We start from the raw sequence: 17,376 nt of genomic DNA on the forward strand, positions 1-17,376 counted from the left end.
ATGAAGCTTCTCACCGTCTACGGGAGCCCCACACCCCCGGGCAAGCTCGCTCGCGCGCTCGGCCTGATCGAGGACGACGTGCGGGCGCGGCATCCGGGGTGGACCGTCGACCGGCTGGTCCCCGAACCCACCGCGGATCCCGTCGTCGCGCTGTGGGGCGACGACGCCGTCGAGCGCGTGCATGCAGCGGACGCGGTGGTCCTCGCCTCGCCGGTGTTCCGCGGGTCGTTCACCGGCACGCTGAAGCTGTTGATCGACGCCTTGCCCAACGACTCCCTGCGGTCCAAGCCGGTCGGGATCCTCACCGTGGCGGCCGCCCCGCACCATTTCCTCTCCGCGGAGCGGCACCTGCGCGACGTCCTGGCCTGGTTCGGCGCCCTCACCGCCCCCAACGGCGCGTTCTTCGTGGACCGCACGTTCGCCTCCGACGACGTCCCGGTCGAGGCCCGTGCCGACCTGCGCGAGTTCGTCGAACAGGTGACCGTGCTGGCCGAGAGACTCCCCGGGCACCACTTCGGTCCCGACCCCCTCCACGTCCGATTCACCCGGTCGAAGGCGTCCGACGCCTCGGCCCCGGCGACAAGGAAGACCACATGACGACGATCGAGTCGGCACTGCGAGCCGACACCGCCCGCAACTACATCGGCGGCCGCTGGGTGCCGTCGAGCACCACCGGCACGTCGCACTCACCCGCGACCGGGGAACCGCTGGGCACCTTCTACGAGACCGACATCGACCAGGTGCACGACGCGATCCGGATCGCCAAGGACACGTTCGCCACCCACTCCTGGCGGCGCGACCGGCACCTGCGCGCCAAGGTGCTCGAGGAGATGGCGGACCGGATCGAGGCGGCGTCCGGTGAACTCGCGATGCTGCTCGCGCGCGAGAACGGAAAGATCCTCCCGGAGGCGGACTTCGAGCTCAGCCTGACCCCGTCGAAGCTGCGGTACTACGCGGCGCAGGCCCTCACCGATTCCGGCCGCGGCGGGCGGGTGCGCGACGGCGTCTACTCGATGCTGCTGTCCGAGCCGATCGGCGTCGCCGGGGTGATCGTGCCGTGGAACTCGCCGGTGGTGCTGTCGGTGCGGTCCTTCGCGCCGGCACTCGCGGCCGGATGCACGGTGGTGATGAAGATGGCCGCACAGACCGCACTCGTGAACGCGCGGCTGGCCGAACTGCTGGCCGACTGCCCGTCCCTGCCGGACGGCGTGCTCAACATCTTCACCGAGTCCGGCAGCGACGGCGCGAAACTACTGGTGTCCTCGCCGGATGTGAACGCCGTCAGCTACACCGGCAGCACCGCGGTGGGTCGGCAGATCATGGCCGCCGGCGGCGCCACCCTCAAGCGCCTGTCGCTCGAGCTCGGCGGCAAAACACCGATGATCGTGTTCGACGACGCCGACCTCGATGCGGCGGTCGGCACAATCGTCGCCGGAATCACCACGTTCACGGGACAGTTCTGCATGACCGGCAGCCGGATTCTCGTGCAGCGCTCGATCGCGGACCGGGTCCGGGAAGCGCTCGTTCCGGCCCTCGAGAAGGTGCACGTGGGCCCGGGTGACGCCGACACCTCACACATGGGTCCGATGATCGACGTCACCTCCCGTGACCGGCTCGAGGCGCTGCTCGCCGAGCACGCCGACGACGCGGAGGTCCTGGTCCGCGGCGGGCGGCCCGACGATCCGGGGCTCGCCCGGGGCGCCTACTTCCGGCCCGCACTGCTGGCGGTCGACGACGTGAACTCGCCACTCGTGCAGCGCGAGCTGTTCGGCCCGGTCGCGACGTTCGAGGTCTTCGACACCGAGGACGACGCCGTCCGCATGGCGAACGCGACCGAGTACGGGCTCGCCGCATCGGTGTGGACCCGCGACGGCGCGCGCGGGCTGCGCATGGCCGACGCATTGGACGCGGGAACCGTGTGGACCAACGGGTGGGCCGTTGTGGTCGACCAGTTCGAGGAGGGCGGCTACAAGCAGAGCGGCCTCGGCCGACTCAACGGTCACCGGGCCCTCGAGGAGTTCCAGGAGTACAAGCACGTGGTTCAGGTGATCTGAGCCGCACGGGTGGGGCGTCGACACACCGCGCGGCGCCCCACCCGATCACCCGCAGCACCGCCGCAGTATCACCCGCGGCACCGCCGCAGTATCACCCGCGGCACCGCCGCAGCGTGTCCGACGGGGACTCCCCGTACGTCTCCCGGTACAGCGAGGAGAACCGGCCGAGGTTGTAGAAGCCCCACGACGTCGCGACGTCGGTGACCGTGACGTCGGGTGACGATGGGTGCAGCAGATCGTCGCGAACGCCTCGCATTCGGACATCCCGGATGTACTGGATCGGCGTGCGATCGAGGTGCCGGAGGAACTGATTCTGCAGCGTCCGTGCGCTGGCGCCGGCCACCGCGGTCAGGTCCGCCAGGGTCGGCAAGCTCCGGGCGTGTTCGTGGACATGGTCGAGGGCGCGCTGCAGCGCATCGGGAACGTTCTGCCGGGATGGTTGGTCGAGGAATTCGTGGTGCGGTCCGCCCGCAGCCATGAGGAGATTCGTCAGCATCAAGGATTCCAGATGGCGGCGAGAATTGTCGTACCGAGTGAGAATTCCTTCGTCATCCCATTCGGAACGCATGAATTCGACGCATCGAAGCAATCCCCTGCCCGAATTCGAGCTCAAATCGACCACGAGGTCGAAATCGACGGGCGCAGCGATTCGAGTCTGCGTCAAGTTCTCGAGATGACTCTCCAGATCCGACCGTGGCACCCGCAGCGCGAACTGCGCGGTGTCGGAATCCCATTCGATCGTCTGCGCATGATGGGGCACCAGCATCGCCGCACCCGCCATGGCGGCGGTCTCGCCACGGACCGAATCGCCGCGCGAGACGCGACTGCCACCGAGCAGAGTGATATTCACGTGGTACCAGCGTTCACTGGGCGGCAGCGTAATTACCGCTCCCACACCATAAGTCAGATAACCTAGCGTGATCGCCCCGTTCTGCACGGCGTTCAGGCGCGCATCGAGCCGACTCGCTCCGCGCGGCTCGAGCACGTGTGGTTCGTACACCTCCGACACCACCGTCTGGGCAAGATCGACGTCGTCGGTGCGTAATCGTCCGTGCTGACGGAGTGGCTCGAACGCCGAGGCTGGCAGGGGCATTCCGACCTCCACGAGAATCGTTCCGAACGAGGGATTCCCGACAAGCGCCGGCAATAGCGTCGATAATAGCCACGACATGGATCGAAATCGACCCCCCGCGAAAACAATTGGAGGGGCGGTCGTTCTCAGCCTATGTGCGCGATCTCGACCTCGATGTCTCGGACGGCCGATCGCAATTCCCCGATCAGACGGCCGTCGAGATGCTGCCGGTACCGCGCGGTCGGCACGGCCGCAGTCAGGGCCGCGATTGCGCGCCGCTCACCGTTGCGCAGCGCGACACCCAGCGCGGCCACGCCGACTTCGGTCCGCTCGACGTTGACGGCGAACCCGACCGCCCGCGCAGCCTCGAGTTCGCCACGAAATGCCTCCAGCTCTCGGGGGGACGGTCGGCGATCCACGTCGTAGACAGGCTCCGACGAATCGAGGTGGTCACCGTCGGCCGGCCGCAGATAGAGCTGTTCCAGCGTCTGACGGGGTAGCTCCGCCAAAAGGATCCGCCCGCCCGCGGTACGTTCCGCGGGAAGCACCTGTCCCTGCCGGTCACCGACCCGCAACATCGATTCCGCCTCTGCGGAGTACAGGAACCGGACCTGCGACCCGACCCGGATCAGCAGGTTGATCGTCTCCCCGGTCAGCGTCGACAGCACGTCCATGTGTGGCCGGCATATGTCGGACAATTCTCGGGTCCAATCGTGCTGCGCGGGACCCACCCCCATGGCCGGACCCGGATGATAGAGGCGTCTCTCGTCCTGGACCGCGAACCCGCGGTAGACCAGCATCGCGAGCAATCGGTGCGCGGTGGACGGCGCGGTCCCGAGCTCTTCGGCGGCATCCTTGAGACGAAGGGCACCCACGTCGCGGAGCATCTGCAACAGGCGTAGGGCGTTGTCGACCGATTCGAGGGCGTACGACGGCCGAGTGATCGTCTTCGCCGGCTTCCTGGCAGGCGAGTCCTTCCGCATGCCGGAACTCTATCGTCGGGCGGGGCATGCACTCACCCGACCGGACGAGGCGGCCCCAGTCCCGGTCAGGGGCGGCGCATCACCGTCTCGATGAGGTCGTAGCCGAGTTCGGGATGAATCGCGCCGGTGCTGTCGAGCCCGCCCCCGAACCACGACTGATCGGCTTCGGGGTGCGGGCCGACAACGCCCACACGCCCCGACCCGTACGGCGCGACGAGTGCGGCGGGCTGCCCGCCCTCGTAGGTGGCGAGAAGGTCCACGGACGCCCCCGGCTCGAGCCAGAAGGCCGGGCCGTCCTGGAAGTACACCGTCTGCGTCGCACCCCGCCATCGCACGTTGATGCGGGCGGGCGCGGTCGTCTTGACGGTCGCGTTGGTGGCGGTGATGTACTGCCACGTGTCGCCGGGCAGCAGGTCGAACCCCGGCGTGGCCCCCGCCAGGTAGCCGCCCAGGCAGAATCCGAGGTAGTTCCCGCCGCCGGCAACCCACTGTCGAATGACGGCGGCGTACGGACTCATCGCGCTCCACCCCTTCGAGAGACTCGGGCCGCCCGGTTGCGCGTAGACCGCGGCCTCGGCGAGGGTGGCCGCCGTGATCTTCTTCTTCTCCTTCGGACCGACGTAGGCCGTGCGGAAGCCGCGCGGGGAATTCCGCAGCAGCGTCGCGACCGCTTCCGGACAGCCCGGCAGGGACGCCGGCCCGCGGTAGACCAGCGCCAAGGGTGCCGGCTCCGACGCCGACGCCGGGGCGGGAACCGCGGCCAGCGCGAGGGCCGTGCCCGCACCCATCAGGAATCCCCGTCGATTCAGCATCTGCATCCTCTCGCCCTCGCCCTCACGGACGCGTCTCGGTCGTCGGCAGCCGACGATCGGTGACTGCCATCACAATTTGACCAGAAAAGGGGATGAATTGCGGGGTGAATCGAATGCCACTTTCCAGACATATCGGACACCCCCTGAAGTTGCGCAGCTGCGCCCGCCGACACGCATGTAATTCGCACACTCACCCCGGCGCTCAAGCGACGAAATGTGCCTGACCTGGTCGAACAATCGTTTGATTCACCAAACAGACTGTCGTGCAGTGACTCTCGACACACGCCCAAACCCGGCGAAATGCGTGGTTTCGCAGCCGATTACGCCGGAATCGGCGCGAGTAACGTTCGGATCTCGGGCGCTGATCGAGTTGGTAACGACCGCGGGCCCTGGTGGTTGCACTGGCAGCCCGGGATATCCGATGAGGAGTGGGGATCGATGTACCGCATGGCCACCACGGAACCGGCCGGCACGCAGGCACTGTCAGGAGTGGGGGCTCCCCGACGTCGCCTGAATCACGTCTTCGAGGACGCGTGCGACCGGACGCCGTCCGCGACCGCGCTCGAGTGCGGTGCGGAGCTGTTCACCTATGCCGAACTCGACGCGCACGCAAACCGGCTGGCACACATGCTGATCGACCACGGAATCGGGTTCGGCGCACGCGTGGCCATCCTCCTGCAGCGCTCGCCGGAGACCTACGTCGCACTGCTGGCGACACTGAAGGCCGGCGCCGCGTTCGTCCCCATCGACCCGGGCGCACCGCGCGACCGCATCGACTACATCACTTCGAACGCCGACGTCGATCTTGTCCTGACCGGCGAGGCGTTCGCCGAGACGCTTGCACCTCTCGAGCTACCTCGTATCGAAATAGACTCCGCTGCAGAGCTTTTGCAGACGTATCCCGACTACCGTCCGCGTCTCGACGTCGACGCGACGGTGGACCCGACCGCCTACGTGATCTACACCTCGGGTTCGACCGGTCAGCCGAAGGGCGTCGAGATCATGCAGTCGAGCATCTGCAACTTCCTCGACGTCGTCCCCGACGTGTACGACGTGCGGCCGACCGACCGCGTCTACCAGGGCATGACGATCTCGTTCGACTTCTCGATCGAGGAGATCTGGCCCACCTGGGCGCGGGGCGCGACACTGGTCGCCGGCCCGACCGACTCCGGGCGCCTGGGCGCCGAACTCGCGGACTTCCTCGACGAGCAGCGGATCACGGTGCTGTACTGCGTTCCCACGCTGCTGGCCACCCTCCCCCACGACCTCCCCGCGCTGCGCAGCATTCTCGTCGGTGGTGAGGCCTGCCCCGGCGAACTGGTCGAACGCTGGAGTCGACCGGGGCGCCGCATCCTCAACACGTACGGACCCACCGAGGCCACCGTCACCGCCACGTGGACCGAACTACTGCCCGGACGTCCCGTCACGATCGGTATTCCGCTACCGACCTACTCGGTGATCATCCTCGACGAGAACCGATTACCCGTCGCCGACGGAGAGGTCGGAGAGATCTGCATCGGCGGTCCCGGCCTCGCCCGCGGCTACGTCGGGCGCCCGGAACAGACGGCGGATCGCTTCATCGATCACGCCGACGCCCCCGCCGGCGGAAAGCTCTATCGCACCGGCGATCTGGGTCGAATCACCCCGGACGGCGAGATCGAGTACCTCGGCCGGGCGGACAGCGAGATCAAGATCCGCGGCCATCGGGTGGATCTCGGAGAGATCGAGAGCATCCTGCTCGAGGATGCCGAGATCGCCAGCGCCGTCGTGGCACTCGCCGACGTGTCCGGCAACCAGGAGTTGGCCTCGTACGTCGTGCTGCGGTCCGGTGCCGCCCGCGCCGCACATCTCGCGGAGGACGGCGGCGACGCACTGATCGCACGACTCCTCGAGGTCCTGCACCTGCGCCTGCCCGAGTACATGGTCCCGGCCTTCGTCGACATCGTCGACGAGCTGCCGACCATGCCCAGCGGCAAGGTGGACCGGTCGCGGCTGCCCGCGCCCGGCCCGCGCCGTACCCTCCATGCGGCGGGGCCCGTCGTGGCGCCGCGAACCGAGCGCGAGCACCGCATCCGCGCCGTGTGGGCGGCGACCCTCGGTGTCGACGTCGACGCGCTGTCCGTCGAGGCGGACTTCTTCACCGAGCTCGGCGGGCACTCGCTGGCGGCCGCGAAACTCGTCTCCGCTTTGCGGGAATCGGAAGCAGACACCGTCAGCCTGCGAGACGTCTACACCACCCCGACGGTCCGCGGCCTGGCCGCCGTGCTCGACGCGGCACCGCAGTTCGACACCGCCGCGATCACGGACGCCCGTCCGATGCCGCTGTCGCACAGTGGTCTTCGGATCGCCCTCGCCGGTGCCGTCCAGGGCCTCGCGCTGCTCGGCATGCTGTTGGTCGTCACACTGCCGGTCTCCGTCGTCTACAGCATCCACGGTGGCCATCCGAACTTCTCGATGCTCCGTGACCTGCTGATCGCGACCGTCCCGACGTATCTGGGGGTGCGGTGGGTCCTGCCCGTGCTCCTGGTGCGGCCGCTGTCGTGGGGGATCGACCCTGGGCGGTATCCGCTGTGGGGGGCAACGTACCTGCGGCTGTGGATGATCGATCGAATGCTGGCGCTCTCGCCGGCACCGGTGCTCGCCGGCTCGCCGTTGATGGCGCCGTTCCTGCGCGCACTCGGCGCCCGCGTCGGGCAGGACGCGCAGATCGGCACCAGCTCGATCCCCTTCCCGGCGATGGTCCGGATCGGCGAGGGGGTGTCGGTCGGCTACAACGCGGATCTGCAGTCCTGGCGCGTCGAGTCCGGTTGGATCGTCGTCGAGCCGATCGTCGTCGAGGATCGCGCCTTCGTCGGCGCGAACTGTGTCCTCGAACCCGGCTCCTACATGGAATCCGGTGCGATGCTGGCGGACCAGTCGGTGCTCGACCAAGGGTGCCGGGTTCCCGCCGGCGAACGCTGGGCCGGTTCCCCACCGCTCCCCGTGACCGAACTCGAACCCGCGGTCGAGGCGATGGCCGCGGCGCCGGCGCCACGCCGCTGGTCCTTCGGACTGCGCGCACTCGCCGTACTGGGTCTCGTGACGCTCGAGTTCATCGCTATCGCGACGCTGGTCCCCAGCCTCGTCCTCGTCTGGTACGTGCTGCTCGAGTGGGGAATGATCTGGGCCTTCTTCGCCACCCTCCTGTCGGGTTCGGTCTACGTCCTCAGCGTGTGCGCCGCGGTCGCGCTCGGCAAGAAGCTGATGCTGGACGCTCCTCCGGTGGGGATCCACAATGCGCGGTCCAGCCTCGGTATCCGGAAGTGGATGACGGACAAGCTCTTCCTGATGAGCCTGACCTATACGGGCTCGCTGTACGCGACCCTGTACACGGGACCGTGGCTGCGCCTGCTCGGCGCCAAGGTCGGCCGCGGCGCCGAGGTGTCGACCGCCGCCCACATCGATCCCGACCTGCTCACCATCGGCGCCGAGAGCTTCGTCGCCGACATGGCGAGTGTCGGCGGTTCGTCGTTCTGCAATGGATGGATCGCGTTCGACCGCACCACCGTCGGCGATCGCGCGTTCGTCGGCAACGCGGCCTTCGTCCCGGCCGGCACCCACACCGGCGACCGGTCGCTCGTCGGGGTCCTGACCGTGCCCGACCGGAACGGGGTCCCCGCCGACTCGTCGTGGCTGGGTTCCCCCGCCATCAACCTCCCGGTACGGCAGGACAGCGGCAGCTACGCCGAGTCGGACACGTTCCGGCCGAGCCGGTCGGTCGTGGCGCACCGCCTGTTCATCGAGTACTTCCGGGTCACGCTCCCGGCCACACTGATCGGTGTCAGCCTCTTCTTCTACCTCCTCGTGCTGTCGCTCACGGCACGGTCGGCCGGGCTCTGGGTCACCGTCCTCGTCGCGCCGCTGGTCGCACTGGCCACCGCGATCGGCGTGGTGCTCTACGCCTCCGCCGTGAAGCGGAACATGGTAGGCACCTACCGGCCACGGGTGGAGCCGTTGTGGGCCAAGTTCGTCCGGCGGTCGGAGTTCGCCACCGGAATCTACGAGGCCGCCGCCGTGCCCGTGCTGCTCGATCAGCTCAAGGGCACGCCGTTCCTGCCGATCGCGCTGCGCGGCTTCGGTGCGGACATCGGTCGCCGCACGTGGATCGGAACCACGTACCTCACCGAGTTCGACCTCGTCCGGATCGGCGACGACGCCGCGATCGGCTCGAACTCGTCGATGCAGACGCACCTGTTCGAGGACCGTGTGATGAAGATGTCCGTCGTCACCGTCGACGACGCCGCGACGGTGGGCACCCGCGCGATCGTCCTCTACGACGCGACGGTCGGCCCGGGCGCCGAACTGGGTCCGCTGTCCCTGCTCATGAAGGGCGAGGAACTGCCGGCGAACACCCGGTGGCGCGGAATCCCGGCCGAGGCGGTCCGATGAGGAACGGCAGCCGACCCCTGGCCCTCGTCTACCGTGGCCGCGCGACCCTGCCCGGGTGCGCCGAGTCCGTCGCGGACCTGTTGCGGGCGAGCCGCTGGAACTTCGACGTGCGTTACGTCGGTCCGCGCGAGGCACTGCCGCTCACCGACGAGGTGCTCGCCCACGCCACGCTGTACGCGCAGCCCGGCGGTGCTACCTTGGGTCCCGCGTGGCGGCGAATGCGTAAGCACAGCAAGCGTGTTCGTCGGTTCGTGGCCGACGGGGGACGGTACGTCGGCTTCTGCCTCGGCGGTTATCTGGCGGGGGCCACCCCCGGTTTCGACCTGTTGCCGGGCGACACCGACCAGTACATCGTCACCGACCGCGCTACGGTCGCCTCGACCCGGCCGACGCTGGTCGAGGTGGACTGGCGTCACGACCGCCGCAGCCTCTACTTCCAGGACGGTGCCACGTTCCACGTGCGCCCACAGACCCCGGACCTGGACGTGATCGCCACCTACCCGAACGGTGAAATCGCGGCCTTGGCAGTTCCTTTCGGTGCCGGCCGGGTTGCGGTCGTCGGCCCGCATCCCGAGGCCGACGGAGACTGGTTCGCCGACTCGGGCCTTCGCCCACCTGCCAACGACTCGCAGATCGCGGGACTCGAACTGATCGATGCGGTGATGAGCTGACATGAGAACCACACCTGATACGACGATCGACCGGAGCACGCCCACCACCGCGACCCCGAGCGCGCGCCGGCTGATCGGGATCGACGCGGCGCGCGGGCTGGCCGTGCTCGGCATGATCGCCGTCCACTCCCTCATGGCCTACGACGCCGACGGCGACCCGACGTGGACGTTCAGCCTTGCCGCCGGACGCGCGTCCGCGATCTTCGCGGTGCTCGCCGGTGTCGGCATCGCGTTCATGTCCCGGCGACAGCAGCAGAAGGCCGGCCTCGAAGCGACGGCCCTCTCGTGGTCGCTCGTCGCCCGGGCCGTGATGATCGCGCTCATCGGGCTGTCCCTCGGCTTCACCGACCCCGATTACGGCGTGGTCATCCTGGGCTACTACGCCGTGATGTTCCTGCTCGCGATCCCGCTGATCCGGCTGAGCACACGTGCGCTCGTGTTCACCGCAGTCGCGCTTGCGATCGGCGCGCCGCTGCTCAGCCAGGCGATACGACCGCATCTTCCGGAGGGGCTCGACACCCAGCTCTCGTTCGATGCGGCCCTGCACCAACCCCTGAACTTCGTGTGCGACGTGCTGTTCACCGGGGAGTTCCCCGCCGTCGTGTGGATGACGTACGTGTGCGTCGGACTCGTCGTCGGCCGCCTGGTACTCACGAGGTGGCAGACCGCGCTCGGGCTGGTCGCGACCGGGGTGGCCCTCATGCTGACGTCGAAGATGGTGTCGTGGCTGGTCCTCTACCCGTTCGGCGGCCTCGACCACATCCGGTCCGCCGAAGCCCCCGACGCCGACGGAATCGTCGACGAAATCCTCGCGTTCGGCGGTGACGGAACGACCCCGACGAGCACGTGGTGGTGGCTTGGCGTCGCGGGGCCGCACACGGGCACGCCCTTCGATCTGATGGCGACAGTGGGCAGTTCGCTGCTGGCCATCGGCGCATTGCTGCTCCTCGGCCACGTCACGGCGCCCGTCTGGTCCACCGTCGTCCGCGTCGTTCTGGCACCGCTCGCCGCGATCGGCAGCCTGTCACTGACGGTCTACGTCAGCCACATCCTGTTCGTGAACTCCGACTTCGACGTGTACAGCCCGGTCTCCGGATATGTGCGGCAGGTCGTCTGCATCACGGCCCTCGCGCTGGTGTGGCGCGCGACCGCCGGCCGTGGACCACTCGAGGGGCTGGTCCGGTTCGTCACCACCCGGGTCGACCGGTTCGTGCGGCAGCACGACAGGACGGCCGGCCGGCACGCCGCCTAGTAGGCGCGCCGCGCCGGCCCCGAGGTGGTGGGCATCTCCGGCGCACGGGTCGCACCGGCCATCCGGAGGGCGATCTCGACGTACTTCCGGGCGACGACCTCCGGGCTGTGGATGCCCTCCGCGTGGTACCAGCGGGGAATCGCTTGGCACATGCCGAGAATCGCCCGGGTGGTCTCCGCGGGATCGTCCACGTCGAAGTCCCCGGCCGCGGTGCCGTCGTGCACGATGTCGAGCACCAGCCCCTCGACGCCCTTGCGCACCGCGCGGTACCGCTCCCAGTTCTCCGGGCCCAGGTACCGCGCCTCGCCCTCGAGGGCGGCCAGCCGCGCGCGGTTCGTCATCTGCAGCACGATCGTGAAGATCACGTTCGTCAGCCGCTGAACCGGATCGCCGTCGCCCGCGGCGTTCGCGGCGAGGGCGCGCGAGCGCAGGTCGCTGATGGAGAGTTCGAGGAGCGCGATGAGCAGCCCCTCCTTGCTCTGATGGTGGTAGTACAGCGACGGGACAGTCACGCCGACCCGACGGGCGATCTCCCGGACCGACGCGCCGTGGAAGCCGGACTCGTAGAACGCGTCCAACGACGCCGACAGGATGGGGGTCAGTTCCAACCGCTCGACACTGCGCCAGTCGGACGGATCATCCGCCCCTTCGGCCGCGCCCGCCGACAACTTCGTCACCTGACCCCACATCTATCGTTCACGCTTGCTGACGGTCCGAGACTACTCGGACTGGATTCGCCTCCGGCCCGACTCCGATGCCGCACGACGGTGCGTCTCCGCCCTCCGCCGTGAAGCGTCACTGCCCCAACCAGTCGCGCAGCACGGCGGCGCCGTCCGCCCCGACCGGTCGCGGCGGGGTCGGTATCGCCGGGACGCTCCGCGAGAACCTCGGCGCCGGCGCGGCCTGCGTGACGCCGTCCACGTCGAGCAGGGCACCCCGCTCTCGGAGGTAGGAGTCCCCGGCGACCTCGTCGAAGGACAGCACCGGCGTCACGCACGCATCGGTGCCGTCGAACACCGCCGCCCAGTGATCGCGGTCCGCAGAACCGAACACCTCGGCGAACCGTTCCCGCAACGTCGGCCACCCGGAGCGGTCGTGCTGGTCCGGCAGCTCCGCGTCGGCGAGGCCGAGGCCGTCGAGCAGCGCCGCATAGAACTGCGGCTCGATCGCACCGACGGCCACCGCCCGCCCGTCGGCACAGGCGTACGTGTCGTAGAACGGCGCACCACCGTCGAGCAGATTCGTCCCCGCGCTCGACGACCACTGCCCGAAACCGCGCATCGCCCACATCATCTGGGACAGGACGCTCACCCCGTCGAGCATGCTCGCGTCGACCACCTGCCCGCGGCCCGAGCGCTGTCGCTCGAACAACGCCGAGAGGATGCCCACCAACAGGAACATCGAGCCGCCGCCGAAATCGCCCACCAGGTTCAACGGCGGCACGGGCCGCTCGCCCGGCCGCCCGATCGCGTTCAGCACGCCGGTCAGCGAAATGTAGTTGATGTCGTGGCCGGCCCGCGCGGCCATGGGCCCGGTCTGTCCCCAGCCCGTCATCCGGGCATAGACCAGCCCCGGATTGACCGCGGCGCACTGCTCGGGCCCGAGCCCGAGGCGCTCGGCGACCCCGGGCCGGTACCCCTCGATCAGCACGTCGGCCTTCGCGATCAGGCGCAGCACCACGTCACGGTCGGCGCCGTTCTTCAGGTCGGCGGCCAGCGAACGCCGGTTGCGCAGCAGATGATCCGGATGGCCGTCCAGTACGTCGACGGCGCTCGAAGCCGGTCGCTCGATGCGAACGACGTCGGCGCCCAGGTCGCCGAGGATCATCGCGGCGTGCGGTCCGGGCCCGATGCCGGCGAGTTCGACCACCCGCAGCCCGTCGAGCGGCCCGGTCACGTGAGGCTCCTCATCCGCGCGGGACGCCGGTCCAGGACCGCGCCGACGTGTGGACAATCCGGTTCGGTGGTGGCCACAGTGGGCTCCTTCGGTTGGGCAGGTGCAGCGCCACAATCCATACCAGAGTTCACTTAGCGTTCGCTAGATACAAGAGGGCATTGACCCACCCTGCCAGCTGTGGTAGCTATTTAGCGATCGTTAAGTAAGCCGCCTCGGAGGAACACCCATGACGAAGGCCGTCATCGTCGACGCCGTCCGCCTCGCGTCCGGCAAGGGGAAGCCGGGCGGCGCCCTCTCCGGCACTCACCCGGTCGAGATGCTCGCGGAGGTCCTGCGCGCAGTGGTCGACCGCAACGACCTCGATCCCGCCCTGGTCGACGACGTCATCGGCGGCTGCGTCCAGCAGGTCGGCGAGCAGGCGCTCAACATCACCCGCACCGCACTGCTGTCGGCAGGCTTCCCGGAGTCGGTGCCCGCCACGACAATCGACCGGCAATGCGGATCGAGCCAGCAGGCCGCACACTTCGCCGCCCAGGGCGTCATGGCCGGCGCCTACGACATCGCCATCGCGTGCGGCGTCGAGTCCATGAGTCGCATCCCGATGGGCACCTCCCCCGTCGGCCAGGACACAGCCGGACCGGGCATTGCCGAGCGATACCCGGAAGGACTTGTCCACCAGGGCATCTCGGCAGAACTGATCGCCGCGAAGTGGAAGCTGGACCGCGAGACCCTCGACGCGTACTCGGCCGAATCGCACCGCCGCGCGGCCACCGCGGTCGAGTCCGGATTCTTCGACGCGGAGATCGTGCCGATCGCGGTCACCACGGACGCGGGCGAGGCGATCGACCACACCGCGGACGAGACCGTCCGCGCGGCCACCATCGCCGAGGGGCTGGCCGGGCTGAAGCCGTCCTTCCGCACCGACGCGTTCGCGCAACGGTTCCCCGAGGCCCAGTGGCACATTACCCCCGGCAACTCGTCGCCGCTGACCGACGGCGCCTCTGCCGTGCTGATCATGAGCGAGGAGACGGCGAACAAGCTGGGACTGACCCCGCGTGCCCGGTTCCACTCGTTCGCCGTGGCCGGCGACGACCCGATGTTCATGCTGACGGCCCCGATCCCGGCCACCCGCAAGGTCCTCGCCAAGGCGGGGCTCGGCATCGACGACATCGACGCCTACGAGGTCAACGAGGCCTTCGCCCCCGTTCCGTTGATGTGGGCGCACGAGTTCGGGGCCGACCCCGGCAAGCTCAACCCCCGCGGCGGCGCCATCGCCCTCGGCCACGCCCTCGGCTCCTCCGGCACCCGCCTGCTCACGACGCTCGTCAACCATCTCGAAGCCACCGGTGGCCGCTACGGGCTGCAGACCATGTGCGAGGGCGCCGGCATGGCGAATGCCACCATCATCGAACGACTCTGACACACAACCACATCCGAAAGGACAATGCATGATCGTCAACGACAGCGTCGCACTCGTCACCGGCGGCGCCTCCGGCCTCGGCCTCGCCACCGTCAAGGCCCTTCACGAGCAGGGCGCCAGCGTCGTCATCCTCGACCTGCCCTCCTCGAACGGCGAGGCCGTCGCGAAGGAACTCGGCGACCGCGTCCGCTTCGCCGCCGGCGACGTGACCGACGAGGCGTCCGTCACCGCAGCCCTCGATCTGGCCGAGTCCCTCGGCCCGCTGCGCGTCACCGTCAACTGCGCCGGCATCGGCAACGCGGTCAAGACCGTCGGTAAGCAGGGCGCCTTCCCGCTCGCCGAGTTCGCCCGCGTCGTCAACATCAACCTCGTCGGCACGTTCAACGTCATCCGCCTTGCGGCCGAGCGCATCTCGAAGACCGAACCGATCGACGGCGAGCGCGGCGTCATCATCAACACCGCGTCTGTCGCCGCATTCGACGGCCAGATCGGCCAGGCCGCATACTCCGCCTCGAAGGGCGGTGTCGTCGGCATGACCCTGCCGATCGCCCGCGACCTCGCGTCGCTGCTGATCCGCGTCGTCACGATCGCACCCGGGCTGTTCAAGACCCCGCTGCTGGCCGGACTGCCCGAGGCCGCGCAGGCGTCCCTCGGTCAGCAGGTGCCGCACCCCTCGCGCCTCGGCGACCCCTCCGAGTACGGCGCGCTCGCCGCGCACATCGTCTCCAACCCGATGCTCAACGGCGAAGTCATCCGCCTCGACGGCGCGATCCGCATGGCGCCGCGCTGATCACTTCTCGCTCAGGGCCCAGCGTCCCGACCGAGACCGACTCCGGTCCGCGCGGCACCCGCGCGGACCGGAGCCGCGACTCACTTGGCCAGTAGGCCCTTCGCGATGTGGGTCACCTGGATCTCGTTGGAGCCCGCGTAGATCATGAGCGACTTGGCATCACGCGCGAGCTGCTCCACCTTGTACTCGGCCATGTAGCCGTTGCCGCCGAACAACTGGACGGCCTCCATCGCGACCTCGGTCGCGGCCCGCGAGGAGTACAGCTTCATCGCCGACGCCTCGGCGAGCGTGACCTTGTTGCCGGCGGCGGTGCGCTCGATCGCGTTGAACACCATGTTCTGCACGTTGAGGCGCGCGACCTCCATCTCGGCCAGCTTGAGCTGGATGAGCTGGAACTGCGCGATCTCCTTGCCCCACAGCTTCCGATTCTTGGCGTAGTCGATGCACAGCCGCTGGCACTCGTTGATGATGCCCAGCGCGAGCGACGCGATGCCGATGCGCTCGGCCGCGAACGATTCCTTCGCGCTCTCCTTGCCGTCACCCTTGGCCGGGTTCTCGGTCTCGCCGAGCAGCCGGTCCTTGGTGATGCGCACGTTGTCGAAGAACAGCTCGCCGGTGGGCGAGGAGTTCATGCCCATCTTCTTGAACGGCGGGCTCTGCGTGAAGCCCTCCATGCCCTTGTCGAGGACGAAGCCGAGCACCTTGCGGTCGCGGCGGTCGACCGACGGGTCGCCCTCGTCGAGCTTGGCGTAGACGATCGTGACGTCGGCGTAAGGGCCGTTGGTGATGAACGTCTTCTGGCCGTTGAGGATGTAGTCCTCGCCGTCGCGGCGGACGTACGACTTCATGCCACCGAAGGCGTCCGAGCCGGAATCGGGCTCGGTGATGGCCCAGGCCCCCACCTTCTCCATCGTGACCAGCCCGGGCAGCCAGCGCTTCTTCTGCGCCAGCGTGCCGCGGCTGCGCAGCGTGCCGACGGTCAGGCCCAGGCTCACACCCATCGACGCGACCAGGCCCAGGCTCACGCCCGCGAGTTCGCTGTTGAGGATGACGCCCATGCTGCCGGCACCGCTGAAGCCGCCGGACTTCTCGCCGGACTCGGGCAGCGTCTCGCCGCGCTCCTTCGCCTCCTCCTTCGCGAAGGCCTTCTCGAGTGCCTCGCTGGCCATCTCGTCCATCCCGAAGGTGGCGTACATCTTGCGGATGATCTCGAACGGGGGCAGCTCACCGCTCTCGAGCTTGTCGACGTGCGGCTTGATCTCCTTGTCGATGAAGCCGCGAAGGGCATCCCGGAACATCAGGTCGGTGTCGGACCACTCGTACATGTCGTGAACTCCAGTCGGTGCGATCGAGGTGGCGGCCAGCGGAACAGGCCGGGCGGCCGCGTGGCGACCATCACATCCAGACATATAGAACGCGTTCTCATTTGTCCACCCCGAACGACTCGATCACATTTAGTTAGTGCACGACTTAATCGTGTATTATTCAATTCCATGACCGCGACCACTGCAGAACAGGACATCGACTGGGGCGACGCCGACCCCCTGGCCCTCGACCGCCAGGTGTGCTTCGCGCTCGCGGTGGCCAACCGCGCGGTACTCGCGGTCTACCGCCCCCTGCTCGAGCCCATGGGACTGACGCACCCGCAGTACCTCGTGATGCTCGCGCTGTGGGGTGACGCACCGATGTCGGTCAAGGAGATCGGGCAGGCCCTCCAACTCGACTCGCCCACCCTGTCGCCACTCCTCAAGCGGCTCGAGTCGAGCGGGCTGATCACCCGCACCCGCAGCAGTTCCGACGAGCGCCAGTTGATCGTCGAACTGACCGATGCCGGGACGGCCCTGCGCACCCGGGCCGAACGCATTCCCGGAGCGGTGGTCCAGCGCCTCGGCGTCAGCCTCGCCGAGCTCGAAGAGCTCCACTCCGTCCTCACCCGCGTGAACGCCGCCGCCCTGCGCGCCGGCGCCCTGCACGAGTGAACCGCCCCTCCAGACAGGA

General features: G+C 68.6%; 14 protein-coding genes. 8 read left to right on the top strand and 6 right to left on the bottom strand.

The window, feature by feature from the left end; translation table 11 throughout:
- The gene (locus ABTV10_RS22685; RefSeq protein WP_499030666.1) at positions 1 to 597 is read left to right on the top strand and encodes an NADPH-dependent FMN reductase; all 597 of its coding nucleotides are present in this window, start codon (positions 1 to 3) and stop codon (positions 595 to 597) included.
- On the top strand, positions 594 to 2,054 hold the full coding sequence (locus ABTV10_RS22690) for an aldehyde dehydrogenase family protein (protein ID WP_433607797.1): 1,461 nt from the start codon (positions 594 to 596) through the stop codon (positions 2,052 to 2,054). Before ABTV10_RS22685 ends, ABTV10_RS22690 begins: the two co-directional genes overlap by 4 nt.
- Before the next feature lie 91 nt (positions 2,055 to 2,145).
- On the opposite strand, the gene ABTV10_RS22695 is transcribed toward ABTV10_RS22690, so the two are convergent.
- The 3 genes from ABTV10_RS22695 to ABTV10_RS22705 all read right to left on the bottom strand — a co-directional run bounded on the left by ABTV10_RS22695 (position 2,146) and on the right by ABTV10_RS22705 (position 4,921).
- Entirely contained in the window at positions 2,146 to 3,147 is a 1,002-nt protein-coding gene (locus ABTV10_RS22695) for an AraC family transcriptional regulator (protein ID WP_499030670.1), read from the bottom strand.
- 125 nt (positions 3,148 to 3,272) lie between these two features.
- Positions 3,273 to 4,109, bottom strand: coding sequence for an IclR family transcriptional regulator (locus ABTV10_RS22700; protein WP_499030673.1), 837 nt, complete (start codon positions 4,107 to 4,109; stop codon positions 3,273 to 3,275).
- Between the two features lie 65 nt (positions 4,110 to 4,174).
- On the bottom strand, positions 4,175 to 4,921 hold the full coding sequence (locus tag ABTV10_RS22705; RefSeq protein WP_499030676.1) for a BPL-N domain-containing protein: 747 nt from the start codon (positions 4,919 to 4,921) through the stop codon (positions 4,175 to 4,177).
- Positions 4,922 to 5,368: 447 nt separating this feature from the next.
- On the opposite strand from ABTV10_RS22705, the gene ABTV10_RS22710 reads away from it, so the two are divergent.
- Genes ABTV10_RS22710 through ABTV10_RS22720 form a run of 3 tightly spaced genes read left to right on the top strand, consistent with a single transcriptional unit; the run spans position 5,369 to position 11,272 of the window.
- A complete protein-coding gene (locus ABTV10_RS22710; RefSeq protein WP_499030679.1) occupies positions 5,369 to 9,349 on the top strand; it encodes a Pls/PosA family non-ribosomal peptide synthetase in 3,981 nt (1,326 codons plus the stop codon).
- Positions 9,346 to 10,020: a BPL-N domain-containing protein gene (locus ABTV10_RS22715; protein ID WP_499030682.1), complete on the top strand. Its 675-nt coding sequence runs from the start codon at positions 9,346 to 9,348 to the stop codon at positions 10,018 to 10,020. The genes ABTV10_RS22710 and ABTV10_RS22715 overlap by 4 nt, the downstream gene beginning before the upstream one ends.
- Position 10,021: 1 nt before the next feature.
- Entirely contained in the window at positions 10,022 to 11,272 is a 1,251-nt protein-coding gene (locus tag ABTV10_RS22720; RefSeq protein WP_499030685.1) for a heparan-alpha-glucosaminide N-acetyltransferase domain-containing protein, read from the top strand.
- Here ABTV10_RS22720 and ABTV10_RS22725 read toward each other — a convergent pair.
- Positions 11,269 to 11,949, bottom strand: coding sequence for a TetR/AcrR family transcriptional regulator (locus tag ABTV10_RS22725; protein WP_499030687.1), 681 nt, complete (start codon positions 11,947 to 11,949; stop codon positions 11,269 to 11,271). The two genes, ABTV10_RS22720 and ABTV10_RS22725, sit on opposite strands and share 4 nt — an antisense overlap.
- Before the next feature lie 118 nt (positions 11,950 to 12,067).
- Complete coding sequence (locus ABTV10_RS22730; RefSeq protein ID WP_499030690.1) at positions 12,068 to 13,168, bottom strand: CaiB/BaiF CoA transferase family protein; 1,101 nt, start codon at positions 13,166 to 13,168, stop codon at positions 12,068 to 12,070.
- A 226-nt stretch (positions 13,169 to 13,394) separates the two neighbouring features.
- On the opposite strand from ABTV10_RS22730, the gene ABTV10_RS22735 reads away from it, so the two are divergent.
- Both ABTV10_RS22735 and ABTV10_RS22740 read left to right on the top strand, forming a co-directional pair.
- Complete coding sequence (locus ABTV10_RS22735; protein WP_499030692.1) at positions 13,395 to 14,588, top strand: thiolase family protein; 1,194 nt, start codon at positions 13,395 to 13,397, stop codon at positions 14,586 to 14,588.
- 28 nt (positions 14,589 to 14,616) lie between these two features.
- Positions 14,617 to 15,378 (top strand): 3-hydroxyacyl-CoA dehydrogenase, encoded by a 762-nt coding sequence (locus ABTV10_RS22740; protein ID WP_499030694.1) that lies wholly within the window; start codon positions 14,617 to 14,619, stop codon positions 15,376 to 15,378.
- 80 nt (positions 15,379 to 15,458) lie between these two features.
- Here the strand turns inward: ABTV10_RS22740 and ABTV10_RS22745 are convergent, their stop codons facing one another.
- Positions 15,459 to 16,703, bottom strand: a complete 1,245-nt coding sequence (locus ABTV10_RS22745; RefSeq protein WP_499030696.1) for an acyl-CoA dehydrogenase family protein — start codon at positions 16,701 to 16,703, stop codon at positions 15,459 to 15,461.
- A gap of 168 nt (positions 16,704 to 16,871) precedes the next feature.
- Between ABTV10_RS22745 and ABTV10_RS22750 the strand changes: the two genes are divergently transcribed.
- Positions 16,872 to 17,357: a MarR family winged helix-turn-helix transcriptional regulator gene (locus ABTV10_RS22750; protein WP_433607822.1), complete on the top strand. Its 486-nt coding sequence runs from the start codon at positions 16,872 to 16,874 to the stop codon at positions 17,355 to 17,357.
- Positions 17,358 to 17,376: the final 19 nt, after the last annotated feature.

It is taken from the genome of Paraburkholderia sp. RHO2 (assembly GCF_050955445.1).
In the GTDB taxonomy this organism is placed as follows: Bacteria; Actinomycetota; Actinomycetes; order Mycobacteriales; family Mycobacteriaceae; genus Prescottella; species Prescottella agglutinans_A.